Annotated in this window: 19 protein-coding genes and 1 pseudogene; 14 read left to right on the top strand and 6 right to left on the bottom strand. The window is 59.5% G+C overall.

Features of this window, described 5'->3' with window-relative positions; all coding sequences use genetic code 11:
* Window positions 1-57 precede the first annotated feature (57 nt).
* From AC07XF_RS05095 to AC07XF_RS05075, 5 genes and pseudogenes are all read left to right on the top strand, one after another.
* Window positions 58-354 (top strand): hypothetical protein, encoded by a 297-nt coding sequence (locus AC07XF_RS05095; RefSeq protein ID WP_495025645.1) that lies wholly within the window; start codon window positions 58-60, stop codon window positions 352-354.
* Between the two features lie 149 nt (window positions 355-503).
* The gene (locus tag AC07XF_RS05090; protein ID WP_495025644.1) at window positions 504-947 is read left to right on the top strand and encodes a hypothetical protein; all 444 of its coding nucleotides are present in this window, start codon (window positions 504-506) and stop codon (window positions 945-947) included.
* Entirely contained in the window at window positions 947-1219 is a 273-nt protein-coding gene (locus AC07XF_RS05085; protein ID WP_495025643.1) for a type II toxin-antitoxin system RelE/ParE family toxin, read from the top strand. The genes AC07XF_RS05090 and AC07XF_RS05085 overlap by 1 nt, the downstream gene beginning before the upstream one ends.
* Window positions 1197-1382 (top strand): annotated as a pseudogene (locus AC07XF_RS05080) (YhfG family protein); the annotation flags it as partial. The gene AC07XF_RS05085 and the pseudogene AC07XF_RS05080, both read left to right, overlap by 23 nt.
* A 66-nt stretch (window positions 1383-1448) precedes the next feature.
* Window positions 1449-1802 carry a DUF1493 family protein gene (locus AC07XF_RS05075; protein ID WP_495025746.1) on the top strand — a complete coding sequence of 118 codons (354 nt, stop codon included), beginning with the start codon at window positions 1449-1451 and terminating at the stop codon, window positions 1800-1802.
* 96 nt (window positions 1803-1898) lie between these two features.
* On the opposite strand, the gene AC07XF_RS05070 is transcribed toward AC07XF_RS05075, so the two are convergent.
* The 3 genes from AC07XF_RS05070 to AC07XF_RS05060 all read right to left on the bottom strand — a co-directional run bounded on the left by AC07XF_RS05070 (window position 1899) and on the right by AC07XF_RS05060 (window position 5156).
* Entirely contained in the window at window positions 1899-3440 is a 1542-nt protein-coding gene (locus AC07XF_RS05070; RefSeq protein ID WP_495025642.1) for a phosphoenolpyruvate carboxykinase, read from the bottom strand.
* A gap of 180 nt (window positions 3441-3620) precedes the next feature.
* Window positions 3621-4523 (bottom strand): Hsp33 family molecular chaperone HslO, encoded by a 903-nt coding sequence (gene hslO, locus AC07XF_RS05065; RefSeq protein ID WP_495025641.1) that lies wholly within the window; start codon window positions 4521-4523, stop codon window positions 3621-3623.
* 228 nt (window positions 4524-4751) lie between these two features.
* The gene (locus tag AC07XF_RS05060; protein WP_108231466.1) at window positions 4752-5156 is read right to left on the bottom strand and encodes a S4 domain-containing protein; all 405 of its coding nucleotides are present in this window, start codon (window positions 5154-5156) and stop codon (window positions 4752-4754) included.
* A 216-nt stretch (window positions 5157-5372) separates the two neighbouring features.
* Between AC07XF_RS05060 and rimB the strand changes: the two genes are divergently transcribed.
* Window positions 5373-5852: a retropepsin-like aspartic endopeptidase RimB gene (gene rimB, locus AC07XF_RS05055; protein WP_007983163.1), complete on the top strand. Its 480-nt coding sequence runs from the start codon at window positions 5373-5375 to the stop codon at window positions 5850-5852.
* Window positions 5849-6754 (top strand): 30S ribosomal protein S6--L-glutamate ligase, encoded by a 906-nt coding sequence (gene rimK / locus AC07XF_RS05050; protein WP_007972871.1) that lies wholly within the window; start codon window positions 5849-5851, stop codon window positions 6752-6754. The genes rimB and rimK overlap by 4 nt, the downstream gene beginning before the upstream one ends.
* 165 nt (window positions 6755-6919) lie before the next feature.
* Here the strand turns inward: rimK and AC07XF_RS05045 are convergent, their stop codons facing one another.
* On the bottom strand, window positions 6920-8233 hold the full coding sequence (locus AC07XF_RS05045; RefSeq protein ID WP_007983159.1) for an ATP-binding protein: 1314 nt from the start codon (window positions 8231-8233) through the stop codon (window positions 6920-6922).
* Between the two features lie 115 nt (window positions 8234-8348).
* The gene (gene ompR, locus AC07XF_RS05040; protein ID WP_008003231.1) at window positions 8349-9089 is read right to left on the bottom strand and encodes an osmolarity response regulator transcription factor OmpR; all 741 of its coding nucleotides are present in this window, start codon (window positions 9087-9089) and stop codon (window positions 8349-8351) included.
* 361 nt (window positions 9090-9450) lie between these two features.
* Between ompR and AC07XF_RS05035 the strand changes: the two genes are divergently transcribed.
* The 7 genes from AC07XF_RS05035 (at window position 9451) to tauD (ending at window position 17819) form a co-directional block, all read left to right on the top strand.
* Entirely contained in the window at window positions 9451-11775 is a 2325-nt protein-coding gene (locus AC07XF_RS05035; protein WP_495025640.1) for a Tex family protein, read from the top strand.
* Window positions 11775-12158 (top strand): PaaI family thioesterase, encoded by a 384-nt coding sequence (locus AC07XF_RS05030; RefSeq protein ID WP_007972875.1) that lies wholly within the window; start codon window positions 11775-11777, stop codon window positions 12156-12158. Before AC07XF_RS05035 ends, AC07XF_RS05030 begins: the two co-directional genes overlap by 1 nt.
* A gap of 243 nt (window positions 12159-12401) precedes the next feature.
* Window positions 12402-13985: a glutamate--cysteine ligase gene (gshA, locus tag AC07XF_RS05025; protein WP_495025639.1), complete on the top strand. Its 1584-nt coding sequence runs from the start codon at window positions 12402-12404 to the stop codon at window positions 13983-13985.
* 245 nt (window positions 13986-14230) lie between these two features.
* Entirely contained in the window at window positions 14231-15208 is a 978-nt protein-coding gene (tauA, locus tag AC07XF_RS05020; RefSeq protein WP_008003239.1) for a taurine ABC transporter substrate-binding protein, read from the top strand.
* Between the two features lie 15 nt (window positions 15209-15223).
* Entirely contained in the window at window positions 15224-16018 is a 795-nt protein-coding gene (tauB, locus tag AC07XF_RS05015; RefSeq protein WP_495025638.1) for a taurine ABC transporter ATP-binding subunit, read from the top strand.
* Window positions 16015-16848, top strand: coding sequence for a taurine ABC transporter permease TauC (gene tauC, locus AC07XF_RS05010; protein WP_495025637.1), 834 nt, complete (start codon window positions 16015-16017; stop codon window positions 16846-16848). Before tauB ends, tauC begins: the two co-directional genes overlap by 4 nt.
* 128 nt (window positions 16849-16976) lie before the next feature.
* Window positions 16977-17819, top strand: a complete 843-nt coding sequence (tauD, locus tag AC07XF_RS05005; protein ID WP_495025636.1) for a taurine dioxygenase — start codon at window positions 16977-16979, stop codon at window positions 17817-17819.
* Between the two features lie 142 nt (window positions 17820-17961).
* Here the strand turns inward: tauD and mgrA are convergent, their stop codons facing one another.
* Entirely contained in the window at window positions 17962-18999 is a 1038-nt protein-coding gene (gene mgrA, locus AC07XF_RS05000; RefSeq protein ID WP_495025635.1) for an L-glyceraldehyde 3-phosphate reductase, read from the bottom strand.
* Window positions 19000-19120 lie beyond the last annotated feature (121 nt).

The raw sequence follows: 19120 nt of genomic DNA, 5'->3' as shown, positions 1-19120 counted from the left end.
GTTTGGTCACTCGAAAAAAAGAGAACGCACATTTCCACTTACTAGAGGTTTTCTTCAGTGGCCACACCAAATCCATTTCCAAATCGATATCGTCCACTCAAAACGAACTTAACCGACACCCCACCCCTGATCATCGATACAGAGGCCAACCCTCAAGACATCCTCGAAGCCGCCCTCCAGCGCATCCGGGCCTCCAGCGAGCTGCTGCAAACCCTGCACTGCCAAAGCTTCAAGGACGGCGATGTCGAAGACATCCCGCACATCACCCACGCCCTCTACCTGCTGACCCAGGACGGCTGCGACCTGCTCAAAGTCGCCCAGCAACGCATGCTCAACTGGAAAGCCCCCGCTTAACGCGCTCGTTCAGGCAGGTCCCCGTTCCCGAGTAGGACGGCCTGCCTGATCAATGATGTATTCCTGCCGTCCCACATAGGAGCCGAATATTGCAAACTATTATTGATTGCGTAGCATGTGAGCCATTGTTCCCCCATGGACTCACTCTCATGACAGCCGAAACTATCGATCACAGCACCCTCACACGATTGGTTGAGAAAGGCTCAGTAAACAGCGCGCATATCGTCGCGAATCCGGGAGGGTGGTCGATTCAAATTCCGTACGGGAACAAACAATGCTCCCTGACAGCGCAACGTAGTCGACAGGTACGACTGTTCAAACGACTTGAAACGTTGGTGACTTATCTGCAAGACGTAGGCATCACCACCTTCGATGTGGACGCATCGAACTATGATCCACTCCAAATCAAAACCTACACACGTCCCGATCGTTCCGAGGCGATGAAGCAGGCACACGATGCCGCCGCATACGAGGAGTGGTTCAAGGAGCAGGTCAAAATTGGGCTTGATGATTCAAGACCGACGGTGAGCGACGAAGAGGCCCGCCGAATATTTGCAGCCAAACGTGATGCCATACGTCAGCGAGCGCGTTGATGAAGGTAATCTGGCGTCAGACGGCGCTTGATGACCGAAGCAAAATCATGGATCACATCACTCTGGAAAACCCTGAAGCGGCGATTGCCCTCGACGAAATTTTCGAGTTGAAAGCTGAGAACGCTCGTCAGCGTCCGACTCTTTACAGAAAAGGCAAAGTCCCGGGAACGCGGGAGATAGTTGCGACCGCCAACTACGTCATGATCTACCTGATCGCAGACAAGGCAGTTGAAATGGTGAGAGTGATTCATGCCAGACAACGATGGCCCTGACATTCATTTGGTACTACCCATGAGCAAATTGACCTTAAAACAAAAACAAGCTCATTACGAAAAGGTCCGCCGTTCAAATTACTTGGCTAGCTTGCGCCTCGCCGGATTCGATACTTCTCCGACAGACCTCAACAAGCCGCTTATCTCGCGAGAACAGGCACTCGAAAAATACCGAGAGAGCAAAACAGTTGAACCTGATTCTCGTCCTGGCCTATCGGAGCATCCTCCAATGAACCTCGCCCCCAACCTCCCCGACGACCACTTGATGCAGCAACTCATGCAACTGCTGCATGAAGAACTCGGCTTCCCCGAACGCAAAACCATCAGCCTCAGCACCTCGATCAACTTCGACCTGGGCTGCAACGGCACCGACGCACAACACTTGATCGAAGCCCTGGAAGACCAATTCGTCATCGATTTCGTGGATTTCGACAGCTATCGCTATTTCCAGCCCGACGGCTACGATGTGAATCTAAAGCGAAATGCCAAGGGTCGCGGCGAAAAGGTGCCATTGACCCTCGACATGCTCTACCGGGCTATCAAGGCCCAACGCTGGGACACGGATGAGCTCGAAGGCCTGTAACGGCCTGACTCATTCTGACTTGCCCGCGAAAAACTGAATTTTTTGCACAAAAAAGCCGCCCCGAGGGGCGGCTTCTTCGTTAGCTCAAACCAACACTTACAACTTTGGACCCGCAGCCTTGATCGCGTCGCTCACTTCGAACTTCTTGAAGTTCTCGATGAACAGGCCGGCCAGTGCTTTGGCGGCTTCGTCGTAGGCGGCTTTGTCGGCCCAGGTGTTGCGTGGGTTCAGCAGGCCAGTCTCAACGCCCGGTACGGCCAGTGGCACGTCGAGGTTGACAGTGTCCAGGTGCTCGGTCTCGGTACCGATCAGCGCGCCGCTCTGGATCGCTGCGATCACTGCGCGGGTGGTCGGGATGTTGAAGCGTTTGCCGACGCCATAGCCACCGCCGGTCCAGCCGGTGTTGACCAGGTAGACCTTGGAGCCGAAGCCGCGGATGCGCTTGATCAGCAGCTCAGCGTATTCGCCAGCCGGACGCGGGAAGAACGGTGCGCCGAAGCAGGTGGAGAAGGTCGACTTGATGCCGCTGCCCGAACCCATTTCGGTCGAACCCACCAGTGCGGTGTAGCCAGACAGGAAGTGGTAAGCCGCTTGTTCTTCGTTGAGGATCGACACTGGCGGCAGAACGCCGGTCAGGTCGCAGGTCAGGAAGATCACAGCGTTCGGCTCGCCACCGAGGTTTTTCTCGGAGCGCTTGGCAACGTGCTCCAGCGGGTAAGCGGCGCGGCTGTTCTGGGTCAGGCTGACATCAGCGTAGTCGGCGTGCTTGGCGTCATCGATGACGACGTTTTCCAGGACCGCGCCGTGCTTGATGGCTTTCCAGATAACCGGCTCGTTCTTCTCGGACAGGTCGATGCACTTGGCATAGCAACCGCCTTCGATGTTGAACACCACGCCCTCGCCCCAGCCGTGTTCGTCGTCACCGATCAGGTAACGGCTTTCATCGGCGGACAGGGTGGTTTTGCCGGTACCGGAGAGACCGAAGAACAGGGTCACGTCGCCCTCTTCACCGATGTTGGCAGCGCAGTGCATTGGCAGCACGTCGGCAGCCGGCAGCAGGAAGTTCTGCACCGAGAACATGGCTTTTTTCATTTCACCGGCGTAACGCATGCCAGCGATCAGCACTTTCTTCTGTGCGAAGTTGATGATCACGCAGCCGTCGGAGTTGGTGCCGTCGCGCTCTGGCACGCACTCGAAGTTGGCAACGTTGAGGACCTGCCACTCGTCACGACCCGCCGGGTTGTACTGAGCCGGGTTGATGAACAGGCAACGGCCGAACAGGTTCTGCCAGGCAGTCTGGGTGGTCATCTTCACGGCCAGGTAATGCTCGGAAGCCGCACCTACATGCACGTGGGAAACGAAATGCTCTTGCGCGTTGTTGAAAGCTTCAACACGGTTCCACAGGGCGTCGAACTTGTCGGCCGGGAACTTGCGGTTGATCGGGCCCCAGGCGATGGCGGCCTGGGTGCTTGGCTCTTCAACGATGAAACGGTCGACTGGCGAACGGCCGGTACGGTGACCGGTACGAACAACCAGTGCGCCGGTATCGGCAAGCTCGCCTTCACCGCGGTTGAGGGCTTCTTTAACCAGATCGTCAACACTCAGATCGGTGTACACGGCGTTATTGGCTTGCGTCATGAGGTTCCCCGTCGGCCAGTGGCCGAGTGCTCCAAACGTTTTTGTAGTAGAAAGTCGTGCACTACTACCGCGAAAAAAGTGGGCCGGATTATGCCAGAAAAGCCCAAAAAAAGTAGGCCCCTCCTGTCGTAACGGCATTAATCCGGCGGCAGCCAGTGAATTTACCTGCGCTGAACCGTTTTAGTGGCGGGTATCTGACGGCGTCTCGATACCCGCACCGGCGAACAATTGAGTGACATCGGCGGCATCGAACAGGTATTGCTGGTTGCAGAACTGGCAGTCGATCTCGATGTTGCCACCGTGCTCAACCACCAGTTTTTGCGCGTCTTCCATACCCAGACTGACCAGCGCATTGGCCGAACGTTCGCGGGAGCAGCTGCAACGGAATCGCAACTTCTGCACATCGAACAGACGCACCTGCTCGTCGTGGTACAGGCGATGCAGCACGGTTTCGTTGTCCAGGCTCAACAGCTCATCGGCGGTCAGCGTACCGCCCAGCGTGGTGATGTGCTGCCAGCTGGCGGCGCGCTCGTCTTCGTCTTTCAAACGGTCCGCAGGCAGTTGTTGCAACAACAGGCCACGGGCGCGACGGCCATCGGCATACAGCCAGAAACGTGTGCCGACCTGCTGAGACATGACGAAATAGTTGGTGAAGCACTCGGACAGGGTCTTGCCGTCGAGGTCGACGATGCCCTGGTAGCGCTGGCCCTGTTTCGGGTCGATGGTCAATGCCAGGACACCATCGGGCATCAGGTCGGCCAGGGTGGCATCGGGAGCGATACGGTCCGCGTCGTAACGGGCCAGGCCACGGATGTCGCGCTCGCTGGAGCACTCGATCATCAGCAGCGGGATCGGGCCTTCGGAACGGGCCTGCAGAATCAACAGTCCGTCGAACTTCATGGTGCCGACCAGCAACGAAGCGGCCGCCATCAGTTCGCCGAGCAGTTGCGCGACCGGCTGAGGGTAGGCGTGTTTGGCCAGGACTTCGGCGTAGCTGAGCTCCAACGAGACCAGCTCGCCACGGGTGTCGCTGTCATCGAAGATGAAGCGTTGGGTGAAGTCGTTATCCGGTAGGTCAGTCATAAGTCTGGGTATCTGAAGTGGTGACAAAAGTGATTACAGAATTCGAGGTTGCGCGTTGGCCATAGCGTCTTGCTGTCTGGTTATGGCTTACAGGCCGGCGATTGTGTGCGCTTTACGACGAATGGCGCTGCCAATGGCTCATGTAGGGTAGGCGAATTACCCCATATGGCTACGCGCAAGCACAATTACAAGTCTTTGCCTGTTTGAGTGGTCGACGGACCCGGTCAATCATTCATTGCTGCTACCACGAAACTTGAACAGATCCCGTCGCTGTTTCTTGCTCGGTTTGCCATCGGTGCTCACGCCCAGAGCGCCTGCTTTGCGCTCGGCGGCGGCGTTTTCGCGCTTGGCGATGCTGGCTTCAGTTTCGGCGTACAGCATCTGCGCCTCCGGTGCGCCCCGGCGAACGATCGACAACGCCTGGACCACCACCGTGCGCTCATCGAAACCGGTGCGAATCACAAACTCATCGCCGACGCGTGGCTCTTTACCCGGCTTGCAACGTTCGCCCCGGCAATGCACCTTGCCGCTTTCAATCGCCGCCTTGGCCAAGGCACGGGTTTTGTAAAATCGTGCAGCCCACAACCATTTATCGAGGCGGACTTTGTCGTCCTCTTCGTTTTTTTGTGCCATGGAATTTCCTCATTCTGAAATATTGGTGAACTGTACTACCGTTTCTGTCGTGCCAAGAATTTCACCGTCCCGGACTACAATGCTGACATTCCATAACCTCCTTGTGAGACTGGAAATACGGGCCGTAGATATCTGTCGCCTTTTAACCATTATTCTGCGTGAATACCGCGAATTTGGCCGCATGCGGCCCGAGCGGTTTCTACCGGTTGAGCACTTTTGAAGACATTTGACCATTTGACCGTTGTCGGTCTGCGCGAGTGGGTGGCGCTCCCGGATTTGGGAGTCGCGGGCCTTCGGGCAAAAATCGACACCGGTGCCAGCACCTCAAGCCTCCACGCCACCGAAATCGAGCCATTCGAGCGCGACGGCGAACAGTGGGTGCGCTTCACCGCGCACCTGGGCTCCGTCGTGCAACTGCGTCACCGGCGCTGCGAAGCACCGCTGGTGACAATGAAAACCATTAAAAGCTCAAACGGTCACGCGCAGGTGCGATACGTGATCAGCACCACCCTGGCCCTTGGTGATCGGGTCTGGCGGGTCGAGTTCACGCTCGCCTGCCGCAAGTCCATGCGTTATCGCCTGCTGCTCGGCTCCAAAGCCCTGATCCACGGCCAGTTGGTGGTCAATCCGGGCATCAAGTATGTACAAGACAAGCCGGTGTTCCCGGTATCTACCTCCTCCACAGGTGTTGCATGAAGATCGCTGTGCTGTCGCGGAATCCGCGTCTGTATTCCACCCGTCGTCTGGTCGAAGCCGGTACCGAGCGTGGCCATGAAATGGTGGTGGTCGACACCTTGCGCGCCTACATGAACATCGCCAGCCACAAGCCGCAGATCCACTACCGCGGCAAACCGTTGGAGGGTTTCGATGCGGTGATTCCACGGATCGGTGCGTCCGTGACGTTCTATGGCTGCGCGGTGCTGCGTCAGTTTGAAATGATGGGGGTATTTCCGCTCAACGAATCGGTGGCCATTGCCCGTTCGCGGGACAAGCTGCGTTCGCTGCAATTGCTGTCCCGTCGCGGGATCGGCTTGCCGGTGACCGGGTTTGCCCACTCCCCCGACGACATTCCCGACCTGATCGAAATGGTCAATGGCGCACCGTTGGTGATCAAAGTGCTGGAAGGCACCCAAGGCATCGGCGTGGTGCTGTGCGAAACCGCTACCGCCGCAGAATCGGTAATTGAGGCGTTCATGGGCCTCAAGCAGAACATCATGGTTCAGGAGTACATCAAGGAAGCTGGTGGCGCGGACATTCGTTGCTTCGTCGTCGGCGACAAGGTGATTGCAGCGATGAAGCGCCAGGCCAAACCCGGCGAGTTTCGCTCCAACCTGCATCGCGGTGGCAGCGCGAGCCTGATCAAGATCACTCCGGAAGAACGCATGACGGCATTGCGCGCAGCCAAGGTCATGGGGTTGGCGGTAGCGGGTGTGGACATCCTGCGCTCCAATCACGGGCCGCTGGTGATGGAAGTGAACTCGTCGCCAGGACTTGAAGGGATTGAGACCACCACCGGGAAGAATGTGGCTGGGATCATCATCGAGCATTTGGAGAAGAATGGCGGGCCGAATATGACCCGGACAAAAGGCAAGGGTTAACCCGACTCGGTCGCCTTGTGGCGAGGGAGCTTGCTCCCGCTGGAGGCCGGAGGACTCCCGATTCCGGCAACCGTGTTGTTTCATTGAATCACGGTTGCCTGGTTTTGCGGCTGCTACGCAGCCGAACGGGAGCAAGCTCCCTCGCCACAAAGGCCTCTGTGTTTGCTAAACAGCATCCCGCGGCAACATCAACCCCAATGGCAAGCGCACCCGCGCCTCCAGCCCACCGCCCGAGCGGTTACGCAGTTCAACATTGCCGCCATGCATCGAAGCAATCCGCTTCACAATTGCCAACCCCAACCCGGTACCCTTGCCACCTCGGGCACGGTCACCGCGGGTGAACGGGTTGAAGATCGCTTCCAGTTCCGACGGATCAATACCGGCGCCACGGTCCATGACACTCAGCACCACGTAAGGCGCGGCGGTGTCGCCCGAGACATACGCCGCCACTTCCACTCCGCTGCCGGCATGATGCAGCGCGTTGCCGATCAGGTTGTTCAACAGCCGCTTCATCGATACCCGACGCAGCGGAAACGGCTGGATAGGCTCCAGACGCAATCGCACTTTTTCTTCGGTCTGGTTGTACGGCGCGGCGACTTCGCGAACCAGGTCGCTCAGGTCAACCTCCTCCACCGATTCGTCACGCCCGTCGCGAATGAACGCCAGGAACTGATCGAGAATGGCGTCCATGTCTTCGATGTCACGCACCATGTCGTCGGTCAGGTCGGTGCGATCGCCCATCAGTTCCAGGGACAGGCGCAAGCGTGTCAACGGCGTACGCAAGTCGTGGGATACCCCGGCCAGCATCAACTCGCGCTCTCGACCTGCCTGTTCGACGTCTTCGGCCATCTGGTTGAAGGCACGGTAAACCTCGGTCATCTCACTCGGCGTATCGCTGATTGGCAGCCGCACGCTGCGACCCTGGCCGAGTTGCCGTGCGGCATACACCAGACGTTTCAAAGGTTGATTGAGCTGGCTGACGAAGATCCAGGCCGAAGCGGTGGAAAGCAGACCAATCGCGAGGAACCAGCCCAGCACGTTCCAGATTTTCTGGCCGCGCAACGGATGGGGATAAAGCGGTACTTTCAGCCAGCCATCGCCCAGGCTTGGCGCCCGGACCCACAGCGCCGGTGGCGAATGCATGCGTAACCGGACTTCAGTGTCGGCACCCAGCTCCGCCTGCATCTGCCGCTGGTAGATCTCGCTGTAAGGCCAGTGTTGTTCACCTTCCGGCACGCCGGCACCCACCACCCGGATCAGGGTCGCGGCCTCGGCGATCTTGCCGCGGTTTTCTTCATCGGCAGCCCAATAGGCGCGTAGCGTCAGGGCGACGCCGTGGCTGTACTGGCGGTCCACCAGCACGTCTTCGTTCATCAGCAGATAAACCAGGGTCAGCGCCTTGGAGAACAGTACGACGATCAGCACCAGCCAAAGGGTGCGGGAGAAGAAACTCTGGGGGAACCAAACGGGGGTTTTCATGGATAACCGTTAAACACTTGCAGGAGCGAGCGATGCTCGCATATTGCGGATCGCGAGTCTGCGGACAGGATCGATTGATCCGTTGTCCGCCTGACCCGCTCCTACAAATCGCCAATCACTTGGTGGCGGTACCATCCGGAACAAATACGTAACCCACGCCCCAGACAGTCTGGATGTAACGCGGTTTGGACGGATCGGGTTCGATCATCCGGCGCAGACGGGAAATCTGCACATCAATGGAACGCTCCAGGGCATCCCACTCGCGACCACGGGCCAGGTTCATCAGTTTGTCGCGGGTCAGCGGTTGACGCGCGTTCATCACCAGGGCCTTGAGCACTGCGAACTCACCGGTGGTGAGCATGTGCACTTCTTCGCCGCGCTTGAGTTCGCGGGTAGCCAGGGACAGCTCGTAGTCACCGAAGGTCACGCTTTCGTCTTCGCTGCCCGGGGCGCCAGGCACCGGAGCCGACTGGCGACGCAATACCGCTTTGACGCGGGCCATCAGTTCATCCGGGTTGAACGGCTTGGCCAGGTAATCGTCGGCGCCCAGTTCCAGGCCCTTGATACGGCTCAGCTCATCGCCCTTGGCAGTAAGCATGATGATCGGGATCTGATTGTTCGCGTTGCGCAGGCGGCGGCAGGCGGTCAGGCCGTCTTCGCCGGGCAACATCAGGTCGAGGACGACCAGGTTGAACACTTCGCGCGCCAGCAGGCGGTCCATTTGCTCAGTGTTCGGTACGGCGCGGGCGCGGTAGCCCTTGCTGACGAAAAAACGTTCCAACAGGCTGCTGAGGCCCGGATCGTCGTCAACAATAAGAATTTTTTCGCCTTCAGCAATGTTTGCAGTGCTGCTCATTGGATGCTCCTTTGATCTCGGCGCGCATTATGGCGTAGCTGCCGTTATACGCACCGTGTGCATTGTTAGCAGATTTTTCCTTTACCGCCAGGAAACCGGCCATTACACCTGCCATCTGCGATGCCCCCGAATGCCGTAACGCTGGTTATAATGCGCGGCCTTTTGTGTCAGGCAACATCAGACAGGTACTACAGACGGACGCGATTTATTTTTATAGCGTCAGCAGTAATTGTTCGATTTCACGGGTCAACGCAATGCCTGTTGACCCAGGCAGCGGCGCTGGCCAGGCCGCTCAACCAGACTCGCAAAGGCCCAAACTACGCGCCTGCGAGCCTGCTTTCACAATTTGTCAGGTGGTTTTATGGACAGCATCAACAGCCGCATCGCCGAGGAACTCGGCGTACGCCCACAACAGGTCGAAGCGGCCGTCGCGCTACTCGATGAAGGCTCTACCGTTCCCTTCATCGCCCGTTACCGGAAAGAAGTGACCGGCAGCCTCGACGATACGCAATTGCGTCATCTGGAAGAGCGCCTGCGCTACCTGCGAGAACTCGACGAACGGCGCATCAGCATCCTCGCCAGCATCGAAGAGCAAGGCAAGCTGACCCCGCAACTCGAACGCGACATCAAGCTCGCCGACACCAAGACCCGTCTCGAAGACTTGTACCTGCCGTACAAGCAGAAGCGCCGCACCAAGGGCCAGATCGCCCTGGAAGCCGGCCTCGGCGAACTGGCCGACGGCCTGTTCAACGATCCGTCCCTGAACCCGGAAACCGAAGCCGCACGCTTCATCGACGCGGAAAAAGGCGTGGCCGATGTGAAGGCTGCCCTCGAAGGCGCCAAGTACATCCTGATGGAGCGCTTCGCCGAAGACGCCGGCCTGCTCGACAAGCTGCGCAACTACCTCAAGCAGGAAGCCACCCTCAGTGCCCGCGTCATTGCCGGCAAGGAAGAGGAAGGCGCCAAGTTCCGCGATTACTTCGAACACGACGAACCGCTGAAAAGCATGCCGTCGCACCGCGCGCTGGCGATTTTCCGTGGCCGCAACGAAGGCATCCTCAGCTCCGCGCTGAAAGTCGGCGACGAACTGCCGGGCACCATGCACCCCTGCGAAGGCATGATCGGCCAGCATGTCGGCATCCAGAACCAGAACCGCGCCGCCGACAAATGGCTGGGCGAAGTGGTGCGCTGGACCTGGAAGGTCAAGCTCTACACCCATCTGGAAACCGACCTGCTGGGCGAACTGCGCGATGGCGCGGAAACCGAAGCGATCAACGTATTCGCCCACAACCTGCACGACCTGCTGCTGTCGGCCCCGGCCGGCCCGCGCGCCACTTTGGGCCTCGACCCTGGCCTGCGTACCGGGTGCAAAGTGGCCGTGGTTGATTCCACCGGCAAGCTGCTGGATCACGCCACGGTTTACCCGCACGTGCCGCACAACAAGTGGGACCAGACCATCGCCGTACTCGCCGCCCTGTGCGCCAAGCACTCGGTGGACCTGATCGCCATCGGCAACGGCACCGCCAGCCGCGAAACCGACAAACTGGCCGCCGAACTGATCAAAAAATATCCAGCCATGAAGATGACCAAGGTCATGGTTTCCGAAGCCGGTGCATCGGTTTACTCGGCGTCGGAACTGGCTTCCAAGGAATTCCCGGACCTCGACGTGTCGATTCGTGGCGCGGTATCGATTGCCCGTCGTCTGCAAGACCCGTTGGCCGAGCTGGTGAAGATCGATCCGAAATCCATCGGCGTCGGCCAGTACCAGCACGACGTATCGCAACTGAAACTGGCCCGTGGCCTGGACGCGGTGGTCGAGGACTGTGTGAACGCCGTCGGCGTGGATGTGAACACGGCTTCCGTGGCGCTGCTGGCACGCATTTCCGGTCTCAATGCGACCCTGGCGCAGAACATCGTCAGCCACCGCGACGAGCACGGCGCGTTCAAGACCCGCGCCGCACTGAAGAAAGTCGCACGTCTGGGCGAAAAAACCTTCGAACAGGCCGCCGGATTCCTGCGCGTGATGAACGGCGACAACCCGCTGGACGCCTCTGCGGTACACCCGGAAGCCTATCCGCTGGTTCAGCGCATCGCCGCCGAGACCGACCGCGACATTCGCTCACTGATCGGCGACAGCGGTTTCCTCAAGCGCCTTGATCCGAAGAAATTCACCGACGAAACCTTCGGTCTTCCGACTGTCACCGACATTCTCCAGGAGCTGGACAAGCCAGGTCGCGACCCGCGTCCCGAGTTCAAGACCGCCGAGTTCCAGGAAGGCGTCGAAGACCTCAAGGACTTGCAACTGGGCATGATCCTCGAAGGCGTGGTGACCAACGTGACCAACTTCGGTGCTTTCGTTGATATCGGCGTGCATCAGGACGGGTTGGTGCATATCTCTGCGCTTTCGGAGAAGTTCATCAAGGACCCACGCGAAGCGGTGAAGGCCGGTGACGTGGTCAAGGTGAAGGTCATGGAAGTCGACATCCCGCGTAAACGCGTGGGCCTGTCGATGCGCATGAGCGACACCCCGGGCGAGAAAATCGACGGCGCTCGCGGCGCGCGTCCGGGATCGGCGCCACGCCAATCCCAGAACACTGCACCGCGCAAGGAAACCACCGCGGCCGCACCAAGCAACAATGCCATGGCTTCGCTGTTCGCCAACGCCAAGCAGTTGAAGAAACGCTGATGGACATTCCCGCCGGGCTGACCGAAAGCGCATTTTTCAAGCTGCTGGGTTGCCGCTTGCACAGCCTGGAAACCGGGGTGGCGCAAGTCGCCCTGGCGCTTGAGCCAGAGCTGCGCAATCGCGGCGGCAAGCTGCACGGCGGGGCCTTGTTCAGCCTGGTGGACATTGCCATGGGGCTGGCCTGTTCCAGCACCCACGGCTTTGACCAGCAGAGCGCAACCATCGAGTGCAAGATCAACTACATCCGCGCTGTCTCTGACGGCGAGGTGATGTGCACGGCGCGGGTGATCCACCCGGGTCGCCGCACATTGGTGGTCGAGGCTGATGTGATGCAGGGCGACAAACTGGTCGCAAAAGCGCAAGGCACGTTCGCTGTCCTGTAGCTAGTCGTCATCAAATTGAGTTAATTTCAGCAGAACGCAACCTGTGGGAGCGGGCTTGCTCGCGAATGCAGTCTGTCAGTTGACATCTCTATCGACTGACACGACCCCTTCGCGAGCAAGCCCGCTCCCACATTGATTGCGGCGAGTTCCAAAACCAGGCGAAAACGCCAGTTTTAACTTCACCCTTGTAGACCGTCTTGCCCACCCCCATATTGGGGCGACTGACGCGTGAAGGAATCCAACTTGAGCGAACTTCTCAACCGCCGCCTGGCTCTGCTCGGCGAGCGCGCTAACCTCTCTCTGCTCGAACAGTGCCTTCACGGCATCGAACGTGAATGCCTGCGCGTGACCGGCGAAGGTCGCCTTGCGCAAACGCCGCACCCGGAAGAATTGGGTTCCGCGCTGACCAACGAACAGATCACCACCGACTATTCCGAGTCGCTGCTGGAGTTCATCACTCCGGCCCTGCCTGACCCGGCGGATACGTTGGCGAGCCTGGACAGGATTCACCGCTTTGCCTACAGCAAGCTCGGCAATGAGTACCTGTGGAGCCCATCGATGCCGTGCCCGTTGCCGGCCGAGGAAGACATCCCGATCGCCTATTACGGCACGTCGAATATCGGGCAGCTCAAGTACGTGTACCGCAAAGGCCTGGCGCTGCGTTACGGCAAGACCATGCAGTGCATTGCCGGCATCCACTACAACTTTTCCCTGCCGGAAAAACTCTGGCCGTTGCTCAAGCAGGCCGAAGGCTTTGTCGGCACCGACCGCGATTTTCAGTCGTCGTCCTACATCGCGCTGATCCGCAACTTCCGCCGCTACAGCTGGCTGCTGATGTACCTGTTCGGTGCTTCACCTGCGCTGGACGCCGGATTCCTGCGGGGTCGTTCGCACCAGTTGGAACAACTGGACCCGCACACCTTGTACCTGCCGTACGCCACCAGCCTGCGCATGAGCGACCTGGGTTACCAGAGCAACGCCCAGGCCGGCCTGACGCCGTGCTACAACGATCTGAACAGCTACACCGACAGCCTGCGCAAAGCGGTGGCCACGCCGTATGCACCGTACGTCGAAGTCGGCACCCACCAGGATGGCGAGTGGGTACAGCTCAACACCAACATCCTGCAGATCGAAAACGAGTACTACTCCAACATCCGCCCGAAACGCGTGACCTACACCGGTGAACGCCCTATCCAGGCGCTGATGGCCCGTGGCATCCAGTACGTCGAAGTACGCTGCCTGGACATCAACCCGTTCCTGCCGATGGGCATCGACCTCACCGAGGCGCGTTTCCTCGATGCGTTCCTGCTGTATTGCGCGCTCAATGACAGCCCGCTGCTGACCAACACCAGCTGCGGCAACGCGACCTCGAACTTCCTCAGCGTGGTCAAGGAAGGTCGCCGTCCGGGCCTGCAATTGCAGCGCGACGGCCAGCCGGTTGACCTGAAGGAATGGGCGGGTGAGCTGCTGGAAAAAATCGCGCCTCTGGCGGCGATGCTCGACCAGAGCCATGGCGGCGATGCCCACAGCAAAGCGCTGGATGCCCAGATGGCCAAGGTCCAGGACCCGTCCCTGACGCCGTCGGCCCAGGTATTGGCGGTCATGGCCGAGCACAAGGAGAGCTTTGCCCAGTTCTCCCTGCGCCAGAGCCAGGCCCATGCCGAGTTCTTCCGCAGTGAGCCGTTGGCAGCCGAGGAGCAAACCCGGTTTGAAGAACTGGCGCGTTCGTCACTGGCTCAACAGGCTGAGCTGGAACAGAACGAAGTCGGTGATTTCGATGTGTTTGTCGGGGCGTACCAGGCGAGCATTCTGGCAATCAGCAACTAAGCGTCAAACACAGGTTCCTGTGTGGGAGCGGGCTTGCTCGCGAATGCAGAGTGTCAGGCGACTTTACTGTGACTGACATACCGCTTTCGCGAGCAAGCCCGCTCCCACAAAGGGAATGATCGGCTGCGCTCCCCCAGAGTTTTCCTCTCATAAGCTAATTCGAAAAAGTTATTTATTTTCGAATTCTTAGATCATTTAGTCTCTTTCTCACGCCGACACTCGGTCGCCTGACAAGGAGCTTTCTGATGAAACTGACTTTCCCTCTACGCTTGCTGGCGGCCGCTTCTTTGGCTACCGCAAGTTTCTTTGCCCAGGCGGCCGGTGTCACCGTCGCCTACCAGACCACCGTTGACCCGGCGAAAGTCGCCCAGGCCGACGGCGCCTACGAAAAAGCCACCAAGGCCGATATCAGCTGGCGCAAATTCGACAACGGTGCCGATATCATCGCCGCCATTGCCTCCGGCGACGTGCAGATCGGCTACCTCGGTTCCAGCCCCCTGACCGCTGCAATCACTCGCAAAGTCCCGGTAGAAACTTTCCTCATCGCCACCCAGATCGGCGCCGCTGAAGCCTTGGTTGCCCGCGATGGTTCCGGGATCAAGACCCCGCAAGACCTGATCGGCAAGAAGATCGCCGTACCCTTCGTTTCCACCGGCCATTACAGCCTGTTGGCTGCGCTGAAGCACTGGAACATCGACCCGTCGAAAGTCACCGTTCTCAACCTGGCGCCACCTGCGATCATTGCCGCCTGGAAACGCGGTGACATCGACGCCACTTACGTCTGGGACCCGGCCCTCGGTGTCGCCAAGGAAAACGGCAAAGTGCTGATCACCTCTGGCGAGCTGGCCAAGTTCGGCGCACCGACGTTCGATGCCTGGATCGTGCGCAAGGATTTCGCCGAGAAACACCCGGAGATCGTCACCGCGTTCGCCAAAGTAACTCTCGATGCCTACGCCGATTACCGCAAGGACCCGCAGGCCTGGCTCGCCAACCAGGGCAACGTCGACAAGCTTGTAAAACTGTCCGGCGCCAAGGCCAGCGATATTCCGCTGCTGCTGCAAGGCAACGTTTACCCGCTGGCGGCTGATCAGGTGATCACTCTCGGCGCACCGACCACCAAAGCCATCACCGACACCGCTGCGTTCCTCAAGGAACAAGGCAAGGTCGAGGCTGTGCTGCCGGACTACGCGCCGTACGTCAGCGCCAAGTTCATCACCAACTGATCGGGAGTCAATGCGATGGCCTTGCTACAGCTGGAGCGCATCAGCGCACAGTACCCCGGCAACCCGGAACCGGTGTTGACGGATATCTCCCTGAGCCTGGGGCCCCGGCAGTTGCTGGTCGCCCTCGGCCCGTCCGGCAGTGGCAAGACTTCGCTGTTGAACCTGATTGCCGGTTTTGTCGAACCCAGCGCCGGGCGCATCACCCTCGATGGTGTACCAGTCAAAGGCCCGAGCGCCGAGCGCGGCGTGGTGTTCCAGGACGACGCGCTGCTGCCATGGCAGGACGTGTTGGCCAATGTCGGTTTCGGTCTTGAGCTGGCCGGTATCGCCCGGGACAAACGCGAAGCTCGCGCCAGGGAAATGCTCGCTCTGGTCGATCTTTCCGGTTTTGAACAGCGCCGCATCTGGCAGCTCTCGGGCGGCCAGAAGCAGCGTGTCGGCCTGGCCCGTGCCCTCGCCGCCGACCCGCGCGTGTTGCTGATGGACGAGCCTTTCGGCGCCCTCGACGCCTTCACCCGCGAGCAGATGCAGGAACTGTTGCTGCAAGTCTGGCAACGCACCGCCAAACCAGTGTTCCTGATTACCCACGACATCGAAGAAGCTGTATTCCTCGCCACCGACCTGATTCTGTTGGCGCCGAACCCGGGGCAAATCGTCGAGCGCCTGAGCCTCGATTTCGGTCAGCGTTACGCCGCTGGTGAGTCGGCTCGCTCGATCAAATCCGACCCGCGTTTTATCGAAACCCGCGAACACGTACTCGCCAAAGTGTTCTCCCAACGCAGCGCCGCCCAGCGGCAGGAGCGCGCATGAGCAGTTACGAAATTCCCGTCGCGGCGATAAAACCAGGCACTGCCGTGCCTGCGATACGACGCAGCTTGAGCACTCGCTGGATCAGCGCGCTGACACTGGCCGCGCTCGTTGCCATTTGGTGGGCCGTAACGGCGACCGGTTTGATCGAGCCGCTGTTCCTGCCGCCACCTTCCGCCGTGCTGCAAAAAGGCTGGCTGCTGGCGACCACGGGTTATATGGATTCAACCCTGTGGCAGCACCTCGGCGCGAGTCTGGGCCGCATCGGCCTGGGCCTCGGTTTTGCGATTCTCACCGCCGTGCCGGTGGGAATCGCCATCGGCGCCAACCGTATCGCCCGTGGTGTACTCGACCCGCTGATCGAGTTCTACCGGCCGATTCCGCCGCTGGCCTACCTGCCACTGATCGTGATCTGGTGCGGCATCGGCGAGTTGTCGAAAGTGCTGCTGATCTACCTGGCGATCTTCGCCCCGATTGCCATTGCCACCGCCACCGGTGTGCGCACGGTCGATCCGGCCAAATTGCGTGCCGCACAGTCCTTGGGTGCGACCCGGGCGCAGCTGATACGCCACGTGATTTTGCCGAGTGCCTTGCCGGATATCTTGACCGGTGTGCGCATTGGCCTCGGTGTGGGTTGGTCGACGCTGGTTGCCGCCGAATTGATCGCCGCCACCAGCGGTCTGGGTTTCATGGTGCAGTCAGCCGCGCAGTTCCTGGTCACCGATGTGGTGGTACTGGGGATTCTGGTGATCGCACTGATCGCCTTCGCGATGGAAATGGGCCTGCGTGCCCTGCAACGCAAACTGGTGCCGTGGCACGGCCAGGCCCACTGAAATCATAAATGTGGGAGCGGGCTTGCTCGCGAATGCAGAGTGTCAGACGACTTTATTGAGACTGACACACCGCTTTCGCGAGCAAGCCCGCTCCCACAAAAAGCGCACCCGAATTCAAGAGAAACACCATGAGCGAGTTGACCATCACCCCTTTAAGCTCGGCCCTCGGCGCGCAAATCAACGGCGTCGATATCAGCCAGCCGCTGAGCGCGGAACAACGCGACGCCATCGAGCAGGCCCTGCTCAAGCATCAGGTCCTGTTCTTTCGCGACCAGCCGATCACACCGCAGCAACAAGCACGGTTCGCTGCCAATTTCGGCGACCTGCACATTCATCCGATCTACCCCAACGTGCCGGAACAACCGGAAGTGCTGATCCTCGATACCGCCGTCACCGACGTACGCGATAACGCGATCTGGCACACCGACGTGACCTTCCTGCCGACTCCGGCGATGGGTGCGGTGCTCAGCGCCAAGCTGCTGCCGGAGTTTGGCGGCGATACATTGTGGGCCAGCGGGATTGCGGCGTATGAAGCCCTGTCGGTGCCGATGAAAACCTTGCTCGAAGGGTTGACCGCCACCCACGATTTCACCCGTTCGTTCCCGCTGGAGCGCTATGGCAACACGCCCGAAGCGCTGGCCCAATGGGAAGAAGCACGACGCAAGAATCCGCCGCTGTCGCACCCGGTGATCCGCACGCATCCGGTGAGCGGGCGGCGCTCGTTGTTCGTCAACGAAGGCTTCACTTCGAAGATCAACGAGTTGTCGGATACGGAAAGCGAGGCGATTCTGAAGTTTTTGTTTGCCCATGCCACGCGGCCGGAATTCACCATTCGCTGGCGCTGGCAGCAGGATGACATCGCGTTCTGGGATAACCGCGTAACCCAGCATTACGCGGTGGATGATTACCGGCCGGCGCGGCGGGTGATGCAGCGGGCGACGGTGTTGGGGGATGTGCCGTTTTTTCGTTGAACTCCAAACTCTTTACTGATTGTCTTGGCCCCTTCGCGAGCAAGCCCGCTCCCACATGGGATTTGTGTCGACCACCAACCTGTGGGAGCGGGCTTGCTCGCGAAGAGGCCGGAACAGGCACCAAAAATCCAGTGCCGATCACTTACTCCGCAGTCGAAGGCTTCTCCCAAAGATTGATCCCACCCTCTTTGGCAAATCGATCTATCTCCGCCAGTTCCTCTGCGCTGAAGTTCAAATTCTTCAACGCCCCGACGTTCTCGATGATCTGCTCCGGCCGGCTCGCGCCAATCAATGCCGAAGTCACCCGTGGATCACGCAGGGTCCACGCCAGCGCCAGTTGAGCCAGGCTCTGACCGCGACGCCTGGCAATTTCGTTGAGCCCACGAACATGTGCGATGTTGGCATCAGACAAGTGCGATGCCTGCAACGAGCCACCGCCCGGACGATTGACCCGCGCATCCGCCGGCACGCCGTTGAGGTATTTGTCAGTCAGCAAGCCTTGGGCCAGTGGAGTGAAGGCAATCACGCCAGTGCCGAGTTCGTCAGTGGTATCCAGCAGGTCTTCTTCCACCCAGCGATTGAGCAGGTTGTAGGCCGGTTGATGGATCAGCAACGGGACTTTCCATTCCTTGAGCAACGCGGCCATTTCACGGGTTTTCACCCCGGAATATGACGAAATGCCGATGTACAGCGCCTTGCCCTGTTGCACCGCTGTCGCGAGTGCGCTGGCGGTTTCTTCCAGTGGGGTGTCCGGATCGAATCGGTGGGAATAGAAGATATCGACGTAGTCCACGCCCAGACGCTGAAGACTCTGGTCGAGGCTGGCCAGCACGTACTTGCGCGAACCGCCGCCCTGACCGTAAGGACCGGGCCACATGTCCCAACCGGCCTTGCTGGAGATGATCAGTTCGTCGCGGTACTGCTTGAAGTCTTCACGCAGCAAACGACCGAAGTTGATCTCGGCGCTGCCATACGGCGGGCCATAGTTGTTGGCCAGGTCGAAATGGTTGATGCCCAGGTCGAATGCCGTGCGCAACAGCGCGCGCTGAGTGTCGATCGGCGTGCTGTCGCCGAAGTTGTGCCACAGGCCCAGCGACAGCGCCGGCAGCACCAGACCGCTGCGGCCCACGCGGCGGTAAGGGATGGCGTCATAGCGGTTTTCGGCAGCGGTGTAAGTCATCGAATCCTCTCTTGTCGGTCTTGAATCTGGTATCGACTGCTTTGCCAGTCGCCCAGCATACGCCCGGATCAAAGCCAAAAAACCTGAGACTCGATGAATTGCTGAAACGTTTCACAGATTT

This window comes from Pseudomonas sp. GW821-FHT01C01 (genome assembly GCF_059422645.1).
This window is presented reverse-complemented; position numbering and strand designations above follow the sequence as displayed.

Bases quoted from the DNA above. Each gene is read 5' to 3' on its own strand.
- rimK (WP_007972871.1), top strand. From the start codon at position 5,849: ATGAAGATCGCTGTGCTGTCGCGGAATCCGCGTCTGTATTCCACCCGT.
- AC07XF_RS05090 (WP_495025644.1), top strand. From the start codon at position 504: ATGACAGCCGAAACTATCGATCACAGCACCCTCACACGATTGGTTGAG.
- AC07XF_RS05070 (WP_495025642.1), bottom strand. From the start codon at position 3,440: ATGACGCAAGCCAATAACGCCGTGTACACCGATCTGAGTGTTGACGAT.
- ompR (WP_008003231.1), bottom strand. From the start codon at position 9,089: ATGAGCAGCACTGCAAACATTGCTGAAGGCGAAAAAATTCTTATTGTT.
- AC07XF_RS05035 (WP_495025640.1), top strand. From the start codon at position 9,451: ATGGACAGCATCAACAGCCGCATCGCCGAGGAACTCGGCGTACGCCCA.
- mgrA (WP_495025635.1), bottom strand. From the start codon at position 18,999: ATGACTTACACCGCTGCCGAAAACCGCTATGACGCCATCCCTTACCGC.
- AC07XF_RS05075 (WP_495025746.1), top strand. From the start codon at position 1,449: ATGAACCTCGCCCCCAACCTCCCCGACGACCACTTGATGCAGCAACTC.
- tauA (WP_008003239.1), top strand. From the start codon at position 14,231: ATGAAACTGACTTTCCCTCTACGCTTGCTGGCGGCCGCTTCTTTGGCT.
- hslO (WP_495025641.1), bottom strand. From the start codon at position 4,523: ATGACTGACCTACCGGATAACGACTTCACCCAACGCTTCATCTTCGAT.
- AC07XF_RS05030 (WP_007972875.1), top strand. From the start codon at position 11,775: ATGGACATTCCCGCCGGGCTGACCGAAAGCGCATTTTTCAAGCTGCTG.
- AC07XF_RS05085 (WP_495025643.1), top strand. From the start codon at position 947: ATGAAGGTAATCTGGCGTCAGACGGCGCTTGATGACCGAAGCAAAATC.
- AC07XF_RS05045 (WP_007983159.1), bottom strand. From the start codon at position 8,233: ATGAAAACCCCCGTTTGGTTCCCCCAGAGTTTCTTCTCCCGCACCCTT.
- tauB (WP_495025638.1), top strand. From the start codon at position 15,224: ATGGCCTTGCTACAGCTGGAGCGCATCAGCGCACAGTACCCCGGCAAC.
- AC07XF_RS05060 (WP_108231466.1), bottom strand. From the start codon at position 5,156: ATGGCACAAAAAAACGAAGAGGACGACAAAGTCCGCCTCGATAAATGG.
- tauC (WP_495025637.1), top strand. From the start codon at position 16,015: ATGAGCAGTTACGAAATTCCCGTCGCGGCGATAAAACCAGGCACTGCC.
- tauD (WP_495025636.1), top strand. From the start codon at position 16,977: ATGAGCGAGTTGACCATCACCCCTTTAAGCTCGGCCCTCGGCGCGCAA.